Raw genomic sequence first — 17,142 nt, forward strand, 5'->3', positions numbered from 1 at the left:
GGGGGCGGGCTGGAGGCGGAGGCGGGCGGGTCCGGGCTGCGGGCGCGGGAGTTGGCCGGGCGGCTGGGCCTGGAAGCGGGGCCGGCGAAGGTCGAGGGGGTGCGGTCGAAGGGGAAGCGGCTGGTGGAGCGGGGCTGGCTGGCCGAGAAACGCCCGGGGTGTTCACGCCGGGGCGGGCTGCCGGGTGACGTTTCGGCTCCGGTGGCGGGCGAGGCGGCGTCCCGTGAGCATGGTCATCGACCACAGGACGGCGGCTTCGCTGCTTTCGGGCCGGGTCTCGTAGTCCCGGGCAAGGCGCCGCGAGCGCATCAGCCGGCTCAGCGTCCTCTCCACCACCCACCTGCGTGGATGCACCACGAACCGCTCATGTCGTCGGTGCGTTTGACGATCTGAAGGGTGAGCCGCCCAGGACGTCCCCTTGGCCCGCACTTCCTTTCGCACGACCGTCTCCAATGGTGCGACGCCAGGGGAGAAGGCCGGATTCCGGGATTATGTGACGTCCGGGTCCGTCAGACGAGGTGGATCGTGAAGCGCCTCACGACCTTGGGGGTGGTGGCGATCGTGTCGGAGTGGACCCAGCCGCGAGCCTTCTTGTACTCCCCGGTGCCGCCGGTGATCGCGCTGTCGAAGGGACCCTGGTCGAGGTAGTTGAAGTACACCCCCTGCGTGGTGAGCTGGCCGCCCGGGAGGGTGTAGGTCACGACGCACTGCTCCGCTTCATCGGCGCCGCCCCGGGTGGTGGTGCAGGTGCCGTGGGTCTCGCCGACCTTGTTGTGCGCCTCGTCGAAGAGGTCCGAGCGGACGACGACTTGATCGCCCTGCGAGACGCTGCCGGGGGTGACGGGGAAGCGGGTCAGCTGCTGCACCTCGGCCAGGAGTGTGATGGTCCGGGCCTTATCCCTGGCCTGGTCGGAACCGGTGTCCGTCGCGGCGGCCGCGACGGGGGTGCAGGCGAGGAGGGTGACCAGCGTGGCCGTGCCGAGGCCGGCCGCTCTGATGGGGCGCATCATGCGACTCCTGAGTTTGATGTCCGGGAATGACCGGATGACGAACTTCCATCCGATTTCGTTCGACTCCCTTCATAACGTCGACTCCGCCGCGCCGCGGAGCACCCCCGCACGAACCACCGGCACATCCAGCCGGTCGGACCAAAGTCAGGCGGCGGAGCTCAGCACGAAGGCGAACGGCAGCTCCAGCGCCATTGGTGCGCACGGTCCGGCACTCACGCTGGCGCGCCGGGCTGGGGTGGTCACGGAGAGCAGACCCAAACGCGGCTCGCGCCGTCAGAGCCTGTCCGGGCTGGGCTGGGCTGGGCTGGGCTGGGCTGGGCTGGGCTGGGCTGGGCATGTTGGCGCCGAGGGGGGCTCGCCGGCGATCCTGTCCCAGCGTTTCGGGTCTAAGTGTGGCCTGCTGCTGGCGTTCGCCGCGGACGCTGCCGCGCCCTACCGGAGTGTGCGGGCCGCGCACGACTCGCCCCTGGCGGCGCTGCACGCTGTCGCCGAGGAATTCGCCGGCCACATGTCCACCTCCGAGGAGACGGCCAATCACCTCGGCATGCTCCAACTCGACCTGGCCGATCCCGAGTTCCACGTCCATGCCGCCGCGCACAGCCGCGCGGTGGACGCCGCATTGCAAGAGCTGCTCACCGCCGTCTGGCTGCGCGCGGTGGCCGCTGAGACAGTGCCCGCGACCGGTCGGGGTGCCGAAGGCGAGTTGTCTCCGGACACCTGGTTCGTCGAGCCGGTCCTGGGCTTCAGCCCCGCCGATCGGAGCGAGGGCATGGCGGTGATTCGCGTTCACCTGTCCTTGGAGGCTGCGCCTCCATGGCAGCAGGGTGCTGAGAGCGTGGGCATTCACCAGTACCGCCGTGGAGGTACGGACGGATACGGATGCGCTGCTTCACGCCGCTGAGCAGTGGGATCTTGCTCTGGCCTCCTTCCCGCCCCGCTGACCGGCATCGTGCGACAGCGGCCGTCACGAAATATCCGCCACAGCCGTGAAATCGGCCAGTACTGCTTTCGTTCCCCCGCTCGGCTGCCGTCGGCAGACGACGGCCAGGGCTCGGGCGGGTGCGCAGGGGGCTACTTCGGCGGATGTGCGGCAGCGGCCTTCTGCCCCAGTTGCAGCCAGTTGTCCAGGACGTGGTCGTCGAGGACTTCTCCTGCCACGATGACCCAGCCCTTCGAGATCCGGCCGCGGACCTCGAAGGGCCGCGCGCCGGGCTGGGCGAGGGCCTGCGGAATGTCGTCCGGGGCGACCCGTACCAGCAGGTCGTCGCCGACCACGCCCACCGCCGTGTTTCCCCTCACCGTGAAGACGAGTCCGCCGAACATCTTCTTCGCGACGACCGCATCGCCCTCCTCCAGCAGCTCCCGGACCCGCTCCGCCAGCACCTCGTCATACGCCATGGCGCTCACGCTACTCATGTACCACGGCACCGGCCGCGAAGCCCCGCCCACAAGGCATATAGGACAACCTTTGTCCTATATGGCCATTACGGTCTATTCCAGAGGGCGAAACCGCCCCGTCCGGCCCCCCAAGAGGAGAAGACATGGTCGACGCACATGCCGACGACGCCGTGAGCGGCAAGGTCCTGTCGCACGCGATCTGGGCGGATGACGGAGGCGAGCTCGCCGAGTTCTACGCCGCCGCCCTGGGCACGCAGGTCTCCGAGCCGTACCGGGACGAGGACGGCAACCCGGCGGCCTTCCCCGTGTGGGTCGGCGGCATGATGTACGTCTTCTGGTCCGCCACGACGTTCAAGGCCCCCACCTGGCCCCAGGACGAACTCGCCTTCCACATGGACATCAGCTTCGACGACATCGAGGCAGCGGAGAAGCGGCTCCTCGGGCTGGGCGCCACCAAGCCCGCCCACCAGCCGGGCGGGGACCACTGGACCGTCCTGCTCGACCCCTCCGGCCAGCCCTTCTGCATCAGCAGCACCCGCTGACACACCCGCTCACAGCAGCTGCTCTCACCAATACGGCGGCCCCCGGAGTGCACGCCCGCCCCGACCGGCGGAGAAAGGAACGGAGGGGCGCCCGGCGCATGCCGGCCCCTGCGCTCGCACCCTGGTGAAGGCCGCACCCCGATCATGGAGGATCCATGCCCTTCGCTCCTTGCCTGAGTGTCAAGGACACCGCGGCCAGCATCGCGTTCTACAAACAGCTCGGCTTCGACGTCGATTCCAGCACCGCCAAGCCCGGCGACGACATCCACATGCTGCTCTACCAGGGCGGCTTCTGCGCCATGCTCTACAGCAACGCCGACCTGAAGAACTGGCTGCCCGGCCTGGCCGACACCCCCATCGGCTTCGCCGGCATGTTCTACCTCGGCGTGGACGACTTCGACGGCGTCCACGACCGTATCTCCCGGCACGCGCAGATCATCAAGGACACCGACACCGACCACACGGGCCAGCGCATCTTCTACTTCCGCGACCCGGACGGCTACGTCATCGGCATCAACGACCAGGCCGCCCTCCAGGCCAGCGAACTCGGCAAGTACGCCTGACCAGGGCTTCGGCTTCGGCTTCGGACAACCCACGGAACCAGAGCCGTGAACAGCGACAAACTCGTGGTGCGCGGCCTCGCCGGCAACCGTCCCCGCTCATAGCTCGGGCACCCGAGCCGACGTGTCCTTACGAAGCGATCTCTGTTCGCTCATCCCCATGAGTGGCCGTGTCGTCGCGGGGCACTGGGCGGCCAATCACCGAGCTCGGCGGCCGGCGGTCCGCAGGTTCAGCCGGCCGGCGGCGATGACCAGTCCTGCGAAGAGCACCGCTGCCGCGCCGAGCAGGGCGATCCCCTCGTCGAGGCCCGCACGGTCCACGTGCGGCGCTCGGGGAGGCACCCAGCCGGCCGGATCCACCAGGAGATCTTGGGTCCGGCCGACGTCGAAGGGGCCGAAGCAGCCCGCATACCCTTCGAGGACGGCGTGCGGCAGAGGCAGGCCGTCCTCGCGGCGCAGGTCGCACTTCCAACTGACCCGCCCGGTCCTGTCCTTGGAACTGTGGACGGCTGTCACCACCACTGGGGTGCGCACTCCCCGCAGGACCAGCACCTCGGCCCGGACCACCGGCACGGACCCGAACAGCAGGGCGATCTCCAGCGTGAGGGCCGGACCGATCAGCCACCAGGTGGGCCGTAGCCCGGCCACCACCCCAAGGCCGACGACGACCACCACGAATCCCGTGATCGCGCCGAGCGGGCCGTAGTCCGGATTGCTCGCGAGGGCTGCCAGGCCGATCAGGACGCACGGGGTGGCGATCGCGGTCGTCACGCTGACCCGCGTCACCACCCGGGACGACATCGCAGCGGTTCGCCTGTTACCGCGCGCCTTCCCGGCCGTTGCCCGACGGCCCGAATTCGCGGGAACCCGTCCACCACCGCGTGCGTTGCCCATTCCCCGCCCCCCCCACCGACGACCAGGACAGTCTGACGGACTCGCGAGGCATAAACGGCGGCCGGGTCGGCTGATCTCGAGGCCGGGGCCCGGAACGGGATCGACGCGGCTCAACCCGGCGACTGAACAGCTCAGCGGGTGACACGAAGTCGCTCCAGGTGAGTAAGGACTGCCACGTGAGGGACGTATCGACCGGCTGAACTTCGGGCCAGTGTCCAGGCAGTGCAGTGTCTGATGGCTCTTTGATGAGGTCGCGGAGCCAGATCACGATGGCTGCTGTGGCCAGGAGGTCGTTGAAGATGTAGTCGCGTTTGTCGTATCGAGTCGCGACGGCCCGGTGTTGTTTCAGCTTTCCGATGCAGCGTTCGATGGTGTTGCGCCGGCGGTACTGCTCGTGGTCGAAGGCGGGCGGGTGGCCGCCGGCCTGGCCGAGCCGACGGCGGTTTCGCACACTCGTCGTCCAGCTGGGCGTTCGTTGCTTCGATTCCGCGTTTGCGCAGGTAGACGCGGCTGGCGTACGCCTTGTCGCCGCGGGCCCGGTCCGGGCGGGTGCGGGGACGCCCGGCCCCTGTCCGGGCCACGTTCAGGGCCTGCATGAGGGGGAGGAACATCGGGCTGTCCCCGCGCCGGGCGAGCGAGGTCAGCCAGACCAGGGGCCGGCAGCGGTCATCCGCCAGCAGGTGGACCTTGCTGGTCAGCCCGCCCCGGGAGCGTCCGAGGGCCTCACGGCCCTCTGCGTCCACACGGGTCCCGCCCCTTTTAGGGGTGGCCCTTCGGGGCAGCGTGCCGGGCCCCGGCTGCCTGCTGGTGGGCCCGGCAGGTGGTGGAGTCGGCGTTGCCCGCCCACGAACGTCCGCGTCTGGGGCGGTGGAGTCGGCGCCTGCCTGCCACGCTCGCAGGATCTTCGACCAGGTCCCGTCGGCCGACCAGCGGCGATGGCGTTCGTAGACGGTCTGCCAGCAGCCGTAGCGCTCGGGCAGGTCAGGCCAGGGAATCCCGGTCCGTGTCCGGTAGAGCACACCGGTGACCACGGTCCGATGGCCGGCCCACCGCCCGCCTGGAGTGCCGGTCTCCGGCAGCAGCACGGCTATGCGCTCCCACTGAGCACTCGTCAGTTCAGGCGAAGCACGATGACCGACTCCTGCCCGGAACAGCACTAGGGCCTGTGTGATGTTGTGATCAGTCGGCGGTCTTCAGGAGGTCGTCGATCCAGATCATTGTGGCGCGGAGGTGGAGGCCGGCGAGGTAGCTCTGGGGCGCCTTGTCGTAGCGGGTGGCGATGCCTCGCCAGGCCTTCAGCTTGTTGATCAGGCGTTCGACGGTGTTCCGCTCTTTGTAGAGGCCGGCGTCGTGGCTGACGGGCCGGCCGCCCCTTGCGCCCTTCTTCTTCCGGTTGGCGGCCTGGTCCTTCTTCTCCGGGATGACTGCCTTGATGTTGCGTTTGCGCAGGTAGGTGCGGTTGCCGCGGGATGAGTAGGCCTTGTCCGCGGCGACCGCGCCGGGTCTGGTGCGGGGGCGGCCGACGGGCAGCCGGACCCGCACCTTGCCCAGCACAGGGATGAACTGAGGGCTGTCGGCGGCCTGTCCGACGGTCAGGACGAACGCGAGCGGACGGCATTGCCGGTCCGCGGCGAGATGAATCTTGGTCGTCAGTCCACCGCGGGACCTGCCGAGCAGGGCTTCCTTCATGCGGAGCTTGCGTCTGAGCCGGACGCGCCGGCGCTCGGCCTGTCCGTTCTGTTCCTCCGGTCCGCCCCTTTTTTCCGGGCCTCCTCCTGCTCGCGCGCAGCCTCTTCCAGGGCCTCCATGAGGTCCTCGCCGATACGCATCCCGGCGGCGTCGTGGTGGGCGCGGACCGTGGTGGAGTCCACGCTGACCAGCGACAAGTCCGTTCTCCCGGTGCGGGCCGCTGCGGCGATCAGGCCTTCCAGCAGGGCGGAGAAGACGCCGGCGTCCCGCCAGACGCGGAAGCGCCCGTAGACGGTGGCCCAGGGCCCGAACTCAGCGGGCATCTCCCGCCACTGGGCACTGGACCGGAACCGCCAGATCACCCCTTCGAACTGTTCCCGCAGTCGCTCGGGGTACGGTCCGTACCTGCCGATCGGCAGGTACGGCTCGATGAACTTCCACTGGGCATCGGTCAGTTGCCTACGCGTCACGGCCACAGTCCTACCGGGTTCCGCTCCACGAAGAGGGCAGAACCCAGCAACTGATCACGACATCACACAGGCCCTAGTCGCGACCATGCTGGTGGTCTGCTCACCTGCCGGGCCACGCAGGCGTCCATTCAGGTTCCGCTGGGAGACGTCGTCACCTCCGCCTCCGCGCGACGTAGCCCCCAGGTCTTCGGCCGCGTTCTGCACCATGGCGTACTTCTGGTCGCCGACCTTCACGTAGTACGTCATCAGTCGTCCTCCTCCACGATGCCGCCGACGGCTGGCACGGCTTGGCGGCGTGGCAGGGGCTGGCCGGGCTCGGGGGTCCACGGCCGGCCCCTTGTGCATCCAGCGTGCCCGCGGGCGGAATCGCCCGCGCGGCCAGGTGAGCACGCCGGGCAGTCGTCCGAGCCTTCAACACCGATTGGTACGGTCGGCGGTCGGGCGCACCACCAGCGTCCCCCTGCCCACGCCCGTCTCGTCCACCAGGAGCGGGACATCGATCCGCTGCCCGCGAGTACCGGCAGGCTTGCACGAGCCAGCGATCGTGCGCCTGGCAGGTGGAGCGGGGACCCGGTCTCGCCACGCTGGATGGGGCCGGGACGACCGCCGCTCGATGGAGGTGAGGAGGTCCCCTGCTACAGCACGGCAGCCGCCCGATATCCAGCCGGATGCCTCAAGAGCGACATCCGTACCCGATTCCTCCGAGAGGGCCGCAGATGGCGGCCGTCCCCTGGACCTCCAAGCCGCGGACATGCCGCTGCCCCGCCCCAACGAGCGGGGAGGGCGGGCCGACGGCAGGCGTTCTCCTCGTCACTCCACGACAACCAAGATCACAACTCACACGAGGCGCAGACCAGGCACATCCCACCCAATCCTCGCTGGACACCAACCAGCGCCACCAAGTCACCCATTCACAGCTGGCATGATCGGCAGCTATGGAGCAATGGTTCGTTCAAGCAGGTCACGGCGTGCGGTTCGATTGGGGCCCTGCCGGTGCATCCGTCCTCGCCAAGGAGGTCGCATGCCTTGTCGTCGTTGACGTGTTGTCGTTCACCACCTCGGTCACAGTCGCGGTCGAGGCGGGAGTGAGGGTATTCCCCTATCGCTGGCGCGATGAGACCGCTGCAGTATTTGCGGACCGGATGAACGCCACTCTGGCGGTGGGGCGGAGCACGGCCACGGAGGCGTCACCATGGTCGCTGTCGCCTGCTGCGTTGCGGCGTTCTCCCTTCACCCCGCGCCTGGTGCTTCCCTCACCGAACGGCTCCACCATCGCCGCGGCTGCGGGAGACTGTGTCGTCGTCGCGGGATCGCTGCGGAACGCAACCGCCGTGGGACAGTGGGTTGCAGGACAAGGCTTCGGCACGGTGCAGCGGCCTGTTGCCGTGATCGCCTCGGGCGAGCGCCGGCCTGACGGCAGTATGAGGCCCGCGCTTGAGGATCTTCTCGGTGCCGGTGCAGTGATCGCCTCACTGCGTGACAGCGGCAAAGACCGGCTTTCACCGGAGGCCGCGGTGGCGGCGGCCGCCTTCGAGGGCATCGAGGATGTCGGTGGCGCTGTCACGGGCTGCGCATCTGGGCGGGAGCTTGTGGACTTGGGTTACGCCGATGACGTCGCCATCGCGACGGAACTAAACGCTTGCAAGGTGATCCCCGTTCTCACTGACGGAGCATTTGCGTCTGCAAAGGAACTCTGTCCCGGTGGGGGTGTGAGGTAAGGCGGCAGGTGACGGAGTCAGCCATCCATGTGGGGGTGTCAGGATCCGCTCGTGGAATGGGATGTGCTGGGCGGGCGAGGCGGTGATGGCAAGTAACGCCGACGGCTTGGAAGGAGCAGATCCAACGGAGCGTCAGTGGCTCCGCTGCGCCACACCACCACCGCCAGCAGCCCCACCTCCAGGCCTGGAGCGACACGTGGGGACCCGCCGCCGGAGGTAGCGTGGCGCCGCCCGACGCACTCGCCGACCGGGAGCGCAGTGCAGTGCAGGTGACGACAAGCCGTGAAGTCGTCCGCGCAGCCCTCTGCCGCGCGCTCGTAGGGTAGGCACCTGTGCAGGTGGTACCGGCGTCGACGCCGTCGCCCGGAACGTCGCCGAACGCGACGCCGGCGGCCACCGCAGGACGTGACACCCCTCATGTGCGGCTGGTGGCAGCGCTGTCACCACCAGACGCACGGGAGCGGTGTAGGACCGGGACCGCCGGTCAGGCAGAGGCTCCGCCGTCGATGACCAGGTCGCTGCCGACCACAGAAGCGGCATCCGGCGAGGCCAGATACAGCACGGCTGCCGCGACCTCCTCGGTGGAGGAGACCCGCCCCAGCGGCAACGCGCCCTTCATCCGGACGGCGCGGTCGGCGTCGGTCTCGCCCGGCCACAGCGACATGGTGGTGGCGACCGGACCGGGGCTGACCGCGTTGATGCGGATCCCGTCGGCGATGTGGTCCAGTGCGGCGGCCCGGGTCAGGGCGGAGACGGCCGCCTTGGTGGCGATGTAGCCGGCCACGCCCGGGATGCGGCTGTGCGCGCCGAGGTTGGAGGAGATGTTGACGATCGCGCCGCCGGCGGGCTGGTCGCGCATCTGGGCGATTTGGGCCTGGAGGCCGAGGAGAACACCGGTGACGTTGACGTCGAGCAGGGTGCGCCAGTCCTCCTCGGGGAGGTCGGCTACGGGGGCGCCGCCCCGGAAGACGCCCGCGTTGTTGACGGCGACGTCAAGGCTGCCGAAGTGTTCGACGGTGCGGCGAACGAGGGCCTTGACGTCCTCGGCGCGGCTCACGTCCGCGGTGACGGCTGCTGCCGTACCACCCTCCTTCTCGATCAGGGCTACCGTCTGGTCGAGCGAGTCGGAGGTACGTCCGGCCGCGACCACCGAGGCCCCTTCGGCGGCGAAGGCGAGAGCGATGGCCCGGCCGATGCCGGAACCTGCGCCGGTGACGAGGGCGGTCTTACCGGTGAAGCGTGCTGTCATGGTGATGACTCCCTTGGTCGGTAATCGGTTATCTGGAGCGGGTGTTGAGGAATGCGGCGGCGAAGAAGGCAATTGCCGTCGCGGCGAGTGACGTGGTGTCGGAGCCGGCGGTGAGCAGGGCGGCAAGGACGACGGTGGGGCCGAGTTCCATCGCGGTGTTCATGACGCCGCCCGCGAGTCCGGTCTGCTGCGGCTCCACCCCGTCTGTCGCGAGGACAGCAGCTCCCGCGAAGCCGGCGGCTGCGCCGGCCGGCAGCAGGAGCAGGCCGGGGAGAAGCCCGTACGCGTATGGGTCGTTTGGTGCCAGGCCGGTGATCGCGAGCAGCGCGAGGCCCGTCGCGGCGACCGCGAGCCCGGAGGTGGTGACGGCCGACGCCCCGTACCTGGTGATGAGGGTGCCTGCCACACGGCCCGAGATGAGCAGGGCCACCGCGAAGGGCACGAAGGCAGCGGAGGTCTGCAGCGCCGACCAGCCGCGGTCCTGCTGAAGATGGAGTGAGAGCAGGACGAACGTCATGGCGGTTCCGGCGGCGGTGAGAGCGATGGCGGCGAGCGCGAGGGCCCGGCGACGGTCGCGGAGGAATTCGAGGGGAAGTAGCGGGTCGTGGGCGCGGCGCTCGGCGATGAGGAATCCGAGGAGGAGCGCGACCCCGGTGAGCACGGGGGTCAGGACGGCTGCTGATCCCCAGGGGTGAGCGTCGGTGAGGACGAGGCCGTAGCCTGCCAGGGTGATCGCGGTGGTGGCGAGCAGCGCACCCGGCAGATCCAGGGAGCGGCCCGTGCCTGCCGGGGTTTCGGGCAGCAGCCGCGGGGCGAGGGTGAGGGCGAGGGTGGCCACCGCCACCGGGACGCCCAAGGCCACCCGCCAGGACACGAGCGCCGAAATGACCCCGGAGAGCAGGTTCCCTGCGGTCGCGCCGAGTACCGAGAGGCCGCCCCAGGTGGCCATTGCCCGTCCGTATGCAGCGGGTTGGGGGAAGACCGCGCGCAGTACGGCCATGGCGGCGGGTGCGGTGAGCGCGGCGCCGGCACCTTGCGCGAAGCGGGCGGCGAGCAGGGTCTGTGGACTCGGGGCGAGCAGGGCGGCGACGGACGCTGTGGTGAACACGAGCAGCCCCGCGGTGAGGACGCGACGCCCGCCGAACCGGTCGGCGACGCGGCCGCCGAAGAGCAACAGTCCGGAGAAGGTCAGCCCGTAGGCGGCGCTGAGGAGAATCAAGTCGTCGCGATCGAGCGAGAATTCGCGGCCGATCCGGGGCAGTGGCACGACGAGCGAGGTGAGGGTGAAGATCAGCGCCATCTGTACGGTGCCGAGCAGCGCGAAGGCAGGGCCGGGCGCAGGCCCGGGCGCATTTCCGGGCGCATTTCCGGGCGAGGTGGCTACGGTCGTGGTGTTCCAGCTCTGCATGCCGGACATTTCTCCCCCCTAATATTTGACTGAACGTTCCAGAATTTGACCATGAAGCCACCTCCCCGGGGGAGGTTTTGTTCAGTCCAGCAGCCTCAATGCCTGCTCGGCGGCATCCCGCACCCGGCGCGGGTCGTCCGACGCCTTGCCGACCACCCGCAGGCCTTGCATCAGCACCAACAGCATCCGTGCGAGCCCACGCGGATCGCGGTCCGCAGGCAGCTCACCCTGTGCCTGGGCCCGCATCAGCGCCGAGTGCAGCAGGGTTTCGATGTGGCCCCAGCTCGCCTCGACTCGGCGTGCCGCCGCCGTGTCGTGCGCGCCCAGCTCGGCGGCCGTGTTGGTGACGAAGCACCCTTTCAAACGCCGGTCGTCGGAGATCGCCTCGGCCGCGAAGCGCCGCACCACCGTACGCACGGCGGGCAGTGCGGGACCCGGCTGGGACAGTTCACCCAGCAGGCCCGAGTCGCGGTTCTCGCTGTACCGGTCCAGCGCCTTCAGGTACAGCTCGCGCTTGTTGCCGAAGGTGGCGTAGATGCTGGCGCGCCCGATGCCGAGGTGTTCGACGAGGTCCGCCATCGACGTCGCCTCGTAGCCGCGCCGCCAGAACAGCTCCAGAGCTGACTGCAGTGCGGCGTCCGGGTCGAATTCCTTGGTTCTGGCCACGTTCGAACTGTAGGCGATAGTGAAACGATCGGTCAAATATTTTCTGGTGAATCGCGTCCCTCGGAGAGGGCTCGGCGACCGGCTCCACGACGACTCGTGGGTGTCGAACAGCATCGTCGGTCGGTTCGCGACGGCATCGGCGAGCCGGTCGGCCGGCGGGCCGTGTCGGGGCCGCGGCCGTCGTCCCGAAGCTCGAGAACCACCGCGACGACCTCCCGAACGTCGCGGTCGGCTGCGGCGGCGAGCTCCACCAGCCGGGTGCCGGGCGGCCTCCTCCATGCCTGACCCGTGGTGCGGGATCGGCATCAATGTCCGGTCGTCACCGGTCCGGACGCCGGCGCGGGGGCCTGGCAGCGGGGTGCGAGGAAGACGGTCAGGCCGCGTGCCGGCGCCCGGAGCGCCGTGGCGTTGGCCAGGGAGAAGGCAAGTACGACACCGTAGGAAGCTTGGCCCCCCGTCGGTGAAACCCCAGGTCACAGTACATGAGGGCGGAATTCGCGCACACGCTACACCACCGCCCCCTTAGCCCCGCAACCCTCCCCGATGTGACCTGCGACTCCGCTGTCCTGTGACAGCGAAGCTTGAGCTTGTGCCATCGAAGTTTGGCTGATCGCAGCCCGAGGACAGGGCGCGGGTCACAGAGAGCAGCCGCTGGAAAGAGTGATTCGAGCGTCGGAGCTCGGGACAGCGTGAGATCGCCTGTCATCGCACCACCCTGATGAGGACCTGCCGTACACGAGCCCAAGCAAGGCGGGTACGGACCCTCGAGCGCTCATCCGGACAGTTCTGCCCGCCATTGCCGGGGCCACTGCCCAGACGGCGGCGGAGCGCCGTTGATTCCGAGGTCACGCCGCGCGCTCTCATAGAAGGCGTCACGCGCCGCACTTGTCAGGCGATGGACCTTGATCCACTTCTCCGCGTCGACCGGCCCTTCCCGTATGAGCAGCTCGATAGTCCAGATCATCTCGTGCCAGCGCCGGGCCGCCGCGATGGTCGCTGCGTCCCCGACGAGCAGGACGGACTCCCACTCCGTTGCGCGGCGGGACTCCGCGTCGGCGAGCAAAGGCAGACCTTCGGCCGGCGGCAACGGATCGACCACGTCCGCGAATCCGAGGGCGGCGCCGATGCGTTGGGCCAGGCGGAGCTGGGCCTTGAGGGCATTGGCGTAGGCGCTGTATGTCTCGAAGCGCTTCTCGTCCCACCTCTCCTCCCGCTGCCGCGTCCACTTCCGGCGTTCGGTCAAGCTCTGCGCGGCATACGAGCCAAGCGAACCAACCACGACGCCTATCAGGGCAGGAAGTTGATCCACTAGCTCCATAGTCACTCCCCGACCAGTTATCCGATGCCACAGGCTCACTGCTCTGCGGCCCAGACCTCTGTTCTGTGAGATGCCGACGGGTTTGTTTCTCTCACACCGGTGCCGGATGGCGGCCAAACTGTGGTGACACTAACCGCCAGTGGTCAGACTTCGCTGGCATTCAGTCAAGATTCGATGACACAGGGCGTCCGCCCCACGGGTGAGCCGGGCCGCGTCAGGCTCGCCCCAGAATTCGAACGTGCTAACTAGAGTGACGTCCTCCGCACCACCGCCGGGAGCCCACGATTGTGACTGAGCGCTTCACTTGGCGGATGAGCGTCCGACTTGGCGGCCCTGAGCGCTTCGGTTGGCGGACGAGCGGCGGCCAGTGCGGTCGTGGCGATGGCCGCGCTCCTCTTGTCGAGGTGGCGGCTGGTGCGCCGCGGGCGTCGAGGAGGGAGAGCCTGCACGGCTCGTCGTCAGCGGCGTCGGGCACATCCGTCACGGGGATCGCACGGCCCCCCGGCCGGGGGCCGTGCGATGGAGCTCAGGGGAGGAAGGTCACTGCCGGGAAGGCCGGGGACGGCCCGTCGAGCAGGTGGCTCCGGCGGTGGCGCAGGTGCTCGTCGAAGAACGCGAGGGGGAACGCCTGCTGGATCCTCACCGCCTGGCCGGGATCGAGGGCGCCGATCACCTGCTCGAGTTGCTCCGCGCTCCATCCCTTCACCTTCGCCACCTGCGGGAAGAGCGCCTCGTTGTCGCCGTACGAGAGGTGGACGGCGCCCTGGGCCTGGATGTCCAGCCGCCAGCCGCGCAGGTGCGACCAGAACGCGGCGGCCGCGGGGTTCGCGGCCCGGGCGAACTGGGCGGACATCATCATGAAGGGCCGGTCCAGGTCTCCGGTCAGTGGCGGGTTCATCTGCATCGGGCCGTCGAGACTGAGCCCCGCCCGGATGCGCCGGTCGGCGAGCATGGCGCAGGCCGTGGCCGTCCCGCCCTTCGACCAGCCGAACGCGCCCGTGCGCCGCGGGTCGAGGGAGCCGAGCAGCCCGGCCGGCAGTTCCTTGCGGTCGACATCCGGATTGCGCCCGGCGGCCAGCTGCTCCACGCAGTCGAGAACGAAGCGCAGGTCGGCGGCGAAGTCCGCGGGCAGTGTCGGCGCCTGCTGGTCGTACAGCGGGACGGCGACCCTGCCGTCGGGGAACGCGGTGTACGTGTCGTACTGGTGGGCCACCGTCACCACGGCGTATCCGTGGCTGGCGAGCTCTTGGACCATGACGGTGTGGTCGCCCTGGTGGCTGTGCGCGCCGTGGGAGAACACGGCCACGGGCAGCCGCCGCCCGCCCGTACGCAGCACCGGAGCGCCCACGCGGCCGGCGGTGAGCGGCGCCAGGGGGACCAGATCTGCGAACCCTACGTCGGAGAGGAACGCCTGGAGTGCGCCGGCCGGCATCCAGGGCGCCACGGGGTACCGCTCGGTGTCGCGGGCGGGGTACCAGACGGTGGCCATCAGCTCGCGGAAGTGGCCCGGGCCGGCGAGGCCGTCCGGGCGCGAACGGTCGACGAGGTGCAGCGCGACCGTGCCCACCGGATGCGGGCCGGTCGGCGCGGGCAGCGTGAGGCGGGCGGGGGCTGGGGCGGGGGTGCCTGGGGCTGCCCATGCGGGGGCGGTGGCGGTGGCGAGCGGTATGGCGGCCCCGGCGGCCAGTGCGGCTCCCAGCATGCTGCGGCGCGTCATGCCGTTCCCGCTGATCGGCGTGGTGAACAAGGGCCCTCCCCTGGTGGCGGATCGTCAACTGTGCCGTCACGCCTGTCCGTGGGCACGAGGGGACCCTGTCACGTACCCGTCATAGACGTCATCGGCCCAGGGGTTTACGCCCTGCGGCCGATGCGGTCGGCGCTGCCGGGGTGCTCAGGCGAGGTGGGCGGTGATGAGTTCGGCCCAGGAGCGGATGAAGGACGGGTAGTCGGCGGCGAACTCGTCGAGTGCCTTGGCCCCGGCCGGGGTGAGGGGTGTCATGTCGTAGGTGACTGTCACCTCGCTGCCGGTCGCGGTTTGGGTCGCGGTCTCGGTCTCGGCGGTCTCGGTCTCGGTCGCGGTCGCGGTCTCGGTCTCGGTCAGGGCCTCATCCAGCGTGCCGAGCGAGCGGGAGTTCGTACCGAACTCCGCACCCGGCTGGCCGTCGGCCTCCCCGCGGGGACGGCGCTGGCCGTCTACCGGATCGTGCAGGAGGCTCTGACGAACGTGGTCAAGCACGCGGGCGACGGAGCGCACTGCCAGGTGACGATCACGGTCGGCTCACGAGGAGAAGTGCGAATCGAGGTGGCGGACGACGGAGCCGGGAACCCGGCCGCGACCGACCGGGTGGAACTCAGGGGTGGTCATGGACTCGTGGGGATGCGCGAACGCGTGATGGTGTACGGCGGGACGTTGGCCGCCGGGCCACGGCCCGGCGGCGGGTTCGCCGTGTCGGCTCGTCTCCCGCCCGGACCCACTCACTGCACGGCTGCGAACTGGAAGGAGAAGACCGCGTGACCGAACCGATCCGGGTACCGTCGCCGACGACCAGTCCCTGCTCCGAGGCAGCTTCCGGGTGCTCATCGACACCGCCCCCGGCCTGACAGCGGTGGGCGAGGCCGGCACCGGAGCCGAAGCTGTCGAGGGTGCACAGCGGCTCTGCCCGGACGTGGTGCTGATGGACATCAGGATGCCCGGCATGGATGGCATCGAAGCGACACGGCGCATAGCCGGATCCTCCGGGACAGCCGGGAGACGCGTTCTCATCCTCACCACCTTCGACCTCGACGAGTACGTGTACGGCGCGTTGCGTGCGGGGGCAGCGGGATTCCTCCTCAAGGACACGTCTCCCGAGGTGCTGCTGGCAGGCATCCGCACTGTCGCCGCCGGAGAGTCCCTTCTCGCCCCTTCGGTGACCCGACGCCTGATCGCCGAGTTCGCCCGTCTTCCCCATGCGCACCATGCGCCGGGCTCCTCGCTTGAGGACCTCACGGAGCGCGAGCGTGAGGTCCTGGTGCTCGTGGCACGTGGCCTCTCCAACGCCGACATTTCCGAATACCTCCACCTCAGCAACGGCACCGTCAAGACCTACATCGGTCGGCTGCTCAGCAAGCTGCGAGCACGGGACCGCGCGCAGCTGGTGATCAGCGCCTACGAGTCAGGGCTCGTCAGCGCCGCTCATCAATCGACCGATTGACGAGCGAGATTGAGAATGACGGGCGCCGACCTCCTCACGCCTGTTCCGGCCGTAAGGGCCGGCGGATTCGTGGCATTGCGATCGTCTCCGGCCTGCGCAAGCGCGGCATCGGCTTCACCTCGATCGCGAAGCTCCTCGGGGTGTCTCGCAACACCATCTACAACTACCTGCCCGAACTGAAGGGCGGCCGTCTCGTGCTCGCCAAGTCGACCCACACGGCTGCTGTGGCCGGGCCACCTGCCGGTCAAGGGGGACAGCAAGTGGAGGCGAGCTCAGCGCGTGCAGCGGCACCCGAGCCCGCGCCGGGCAGACGGCCGAGGCGAGCTGAATCCTCCGCGTCTGACGCGCCTGCGGCGGGGCAGGGCGGACGCACGGCCGGGCTCTGGGCCGGCCGTGAGATCCTGTCCACCATGTTCCAGAGCCAGCGCAGACGGCAGGCGATAGCCGGCGTCGAGACGCACGTTCGCGGCTTCTTCGCCGGCCATGCGGTCACTGTCGATGACTTTGACCTTGGCTTTGGCCGAAGGGCAGCCGTCCCGGGGCTGAGGATCCTCACCGTCAGCCCTGGGCCGCGCGCCGACAGCTGGGCCTATGTCACCGCCGGCTGCTGGTCCACGGCCGAGAGCAACGGCCACGGCCTCGAATTCGTCCTGACCGCACCCGCCCGTGACGACCGGTTCGCCGATCTCCTCGCCATGACCGCGTACTACCACGCGAGCCACCGCCTCGATCTCGGGCACAGCCTGCCCATCGGAGAGCCGTGGCTGGCCGGGTCCCCTTGCGACCACCTGCTGGTCAGCCTCCCCTACCTCCACGGCCCCGGCCTGGAGCAGTGCCCCCTGCCGGACGGCCATGCCCGTATCCTCTGGGTCCTGCCGGTTACCGCGGCGGAGATGGCATACCGCCGCGAGCACGGCCACGAAGCCCTTGAGCAGCTCTTCGACGAGCAGGCGTTCGTCCCGACCGATCCACTGCGTCCATCCGTAGCCTGAACCTCCCCAGCGGAGCCTGGCCTCAGGGGCCCGG

At 69.5% G+C, this 17,142-nt stretch carries 19 protein-coding genes and 1 pseudogene; 7 read left to right on the forward strand and 13 right to left on the reverse strand.

Annotated elements, in window-relative coordinates; genetic code table 11:
• Nucleotides 1–162: 162 nt before the first annotated feature.
• Together B4U46_RS34390 and B4U46_RS34395 are read right to left on the reverse strand one after the other, a co-directional pair.
• Nucleotides 163–441 carry a transposase gene (locus tag B4U46_RS34390; RefSeq protein ID WP_159402155.1) on the reverse strand — a complete coding sequence of 93 codons (279 nt, stop codon included), beginning with the start codon at nucleotides 439–441 and terminating at the stop codon, nucleotides 163–165.
• 68 nt (nucleotides 442–509) lie between these two features.
• Nucleotides 510–1,007 (reverse strand): allene oxide cyclase barrel-like domain-containing protein, encoded by a 498-nt coding sequence (locus B4U46_RS34395; RefSeq protein ID WP_237293415.1) that lies wholly within the window; start codon nucleotides 1,005–1,007, stop codon nucleotides 510–512.
• Nucleotide 1,008: 1 nt separating this feature from the next.
• On the opposite strand from B4U46_RS34395, the gene B4U46_RS39685 reads away from it, so the two are divergent.
• Nucleotides 1,009–1,911 (forward strand): hypothetical protein, encoded by a 903-nt coding sequence (locus B4U46_RS39685; RefSeq protein ID WP_237293416.1) that lies wholly within the window; start codon nucleotides 1,009–1,011, stop codon nucleotides 1,909–1,911.
• Nucleotides 1,912–2,081: 170 nt separating this feature from the next.
• On the opposite strand, the gene B4U46_RS34405 is transcribed toward B4U46_RS39685, so the two are convergent.
• A complete protein-coding gene (locus tag B4U46_RS34405; protein WP_079432193.1) occupies nucleotides 2,082–2,408 on the reverse strand; it encodes a TfoX/Sxy family protein in 327 nt (108 codons plus the stop codon).
• 143 nt (nucleotides 2,409–2,551) lie between these two features.
• Here B4U46_RS34405 and B4U46_RS34410 point away from each other — a divergent pair, with 143 nt between their 5' ends.
• Both B4U46_RS34410 and B4U46_RS34415 read left to right on the forward strand, forming a co-directional pair.
• Nucleotides 2,552–2,950 carry a VOC family protein gene (locus tag B4U46_RS34410; RefSeq protein WP_079432194.1) on the forward strand — a complete coding sequence of 133 codons (399 nt, stop codon included), beginning with the start codon at nucleotides 2,552–2,554 and terminating at the stop codon, nucleotides 2,948–2,950.
• Nucleotides 2,951–3,105: 155 nt separating this feature from the next.
• Nucleotides 3,106–3,513, forward strand: coding sequence for a VOC family protein (locus B4U46_RS34415; RefSeq protein ID WP_079432195.1), 408 nt, complete (start codon nucleotides 3,106–3,108; stop codon nucleotides 3,511–3,513).
• A gap of 195 nt (nucleotides 3,514–3,708) precedes the next feature.
• Here the strand turns inward: B4U46_RS34415 and B4U46_RS34420 are convergent, their stop codons facing one another.
• The 4 genes and pseudogenes from B4U46_RS34420 to B4U46_RS34440 all read right to left on the reverse strand — a co-directional run bounded on the left by B4U46_RS34420 (nucleotide 3,709) and on the right by B4U46_RS34440 (nucleotide 6,809).
• Nucleotides 3,709–4,281, reverse strand: a complete 573-nt coding sequence (locus B4U46_RS34420; protein ID WP_159402156.1) for a hypothetical protein — start codon at nucleotides 4,279–4,281, stop codon at nucleotides 3,709–3,711.
• Between the two features lie 254 nt (nucleotides 4,282–4,535).
• The gene (locus B4U46_RS37020) at nucleotides 4,536–5,561 is read right to left on the reverse strand and encodes an IS5 family transposase (protein ID WP_420543183.1); all 1,026 of its coding nucleotides are present in this window, start codon (nucleotides 5,559–5,561) and stop codon (nucleotides 4,536–4,538) included.
• Nucleotides 5,562–5,583: 22 nt separating this feature from the next.
• Nucleotides 5,584–6,563: pseudogene (locus B4U46_RS34435) on the reverse strand (IS5 family transposase).
• Between the two features lie 54 nt (nucleotides 6,564–6,617).
• On the reverse strand, nucleotides 6,618–6,809 hold the full coding sequence (locus B4U46_RS34440; protein ID WP_079432198.1) for a hypothetical protein: 192 nt from the start codon (nucleotides 6,807–6,809) through the stop codon (nucleotides 6,618–6,620).
• A 689-nt stretch (nucleotides 6,810–7,498) separates the two neighbouring features.
• On the opposite strand from B4U46_RS34440, the gene B4U46_RS34445 reads away from it, so the two are divergent.
• Nucleotides 7,499–8,281, forward strand: coding sequence for a 2-phosphosulfolactate phosphatase (locus B4U46_RS34445; RefSeq protein WP_079432199.1), 783 nt, complete (start codon nucleotides 7,499–7,501; stop codon nucleotides 8,279–8,281).
• 484 nt (nucleotides 8,282–8,765) lie between these two features.
• Here the strand turns inward: B4U46_RS34445 and B4U46_RS34450 are convergent, their stop codons facing one another.
• From B4U46_RS34450 to B4U46_RS40465, 6 genes are all read right to left on the reverse strand, one after another.
• The gene (locus tag B4U46_RS34450; RefSeq protein WP_079432200.1) at nucleotides 8,766–9,530 is read right to left on the reverse strand and encodes an SDR family NAD(P)-dependent oxidoreductase; all 765 of its coding nucleotides are present in this window, start codon (nucleotides 9,528–9,530) and stop codon (nucleotides 8,766–8,768) included.
• A 28-nt stretch (nucleotides 9,531–9,558) separates the two neighbouring features.
• The gene (locus tag B4U46_RS34455) at nucleotides 9,559–10,947 is read right to left on the reverse strand and encodes an MFS transporter (RefSeq protein ID WP_079432201.1); all 1,389 of its coding nucleotides are present in this window, start codon (nucleotides 10,945–10,947) and stop codon (nucleotides 9,559–9,561) included.
• 72 nt (nucleotides 10,948–11,019) lie between these two features.
• Nucleotides 11,020–11,604, reverse strand: coding sequence for a TetR/AcrR family transcriptional regulator (locus B4U46_RS34460; protein ID WP_079432202.1), 585 nt, complete (start codon nucleotides 11,602–11,604; stop codon nucleotides 11,020–11,022).
• A gap of 772 nt (nucleotides 11,605–12,376) precedes the next feature.
• Nucleotides 12,377–12,922 carry a hypothetical protein gene (locus B4U46_RS34465; protein WP_237293417.1) on the reverse strand — a complete coding sequence of 182 codons (546 nt, stop codon included), beginning with the start codon at nucleotides 12,920–12,922 and terminating at the stop codon, nucleotides 12,377–12,379.
• 526 nt (nucleotides 12,923–13,448) lie between these two features.
• A complete protein-coding gene (locus B4U46_RS34470) occupies nucleotides 13,449–14,669 on the reverse strand; it encodes an alpha/beta hydrolase family protein (protein ID WP_079432204.1) in 1,221 nt (406 codons plus the stop codon).
• Nucleotides 14,670–14,813: 144 nt separating this feature from the next.
• On the reverse strand, nucleotides 14,814–15,158 hold the full coding sequence (locus B4U46_RS40465; RefSeq protein WP_260338151.1) for a hypothetical protein: 345 nt from the start codon (nucleotides 15,156–15,158) through the stop codon (nucleotides 14,814–14,816).
• Here B4U46_RS40465 and B4U46_RS39690 point away from each other — a divergent pair.
• From B4U46_RS39690 to B4U46_RS39695, 3 genes are read left to right on the forward strand one after another with little or no spacing between them, the layout of a single operon-like run.
• The gene (locus B4U46_RS39690) at nucleotides 15,108–15,437 is read left to right on the forward strand and encodes a sensor histidine kinase (protein ID WP_420543186.1); all 330 of its coding nucleotides are present in this window, start codon (nucleotides 15,108–15,110) and stop codon (nucleotides 15,435–15,437) included. The genes B4U46_RS40465 and B4U46_RS39690 overlap by 51 nt on opposite strands.
• 58 nt (nucleotides 15,438–15,495) lie before the next feature.
• The gene (locus tag B4U46_RS34480) at nucleotides 15,496–16,116 is read left to right on the forward strand and encodes a response regulator (protein WP_237293418.1); all 621 of its coding nucleotides are present in this window, start codon (nucleotides 15,496–15,498) and stop codon (nucleotides 16,114–16,116) included.
• Entirely contained in the window at nucleotides 16,113–17,108 is a 996-nt protein-coding gene (locus tag B4U46_RS39695; RefSeq protein ID WP_237293419.1) for a suppressor of fused domain protein, read from the forward strand. The genes B4U46_RS34480 and B4U46_RS39695 overlap by 4 nt, the downstream gene beginning before the upstream one ends.
• Nucleotides 17,109–17,142: the final 34 nt, after the last annotated feature.

It is taken from the genome of Streptomyces katrae (assembly GCF_002028425.1).
Classification (GTDB): domain Bacteria; phylum Actinomycetota; class Actinomycetes; order Streptomycetales; family Streptomycetaceae; genus Streptomyces; species Streptomyces katrae_A.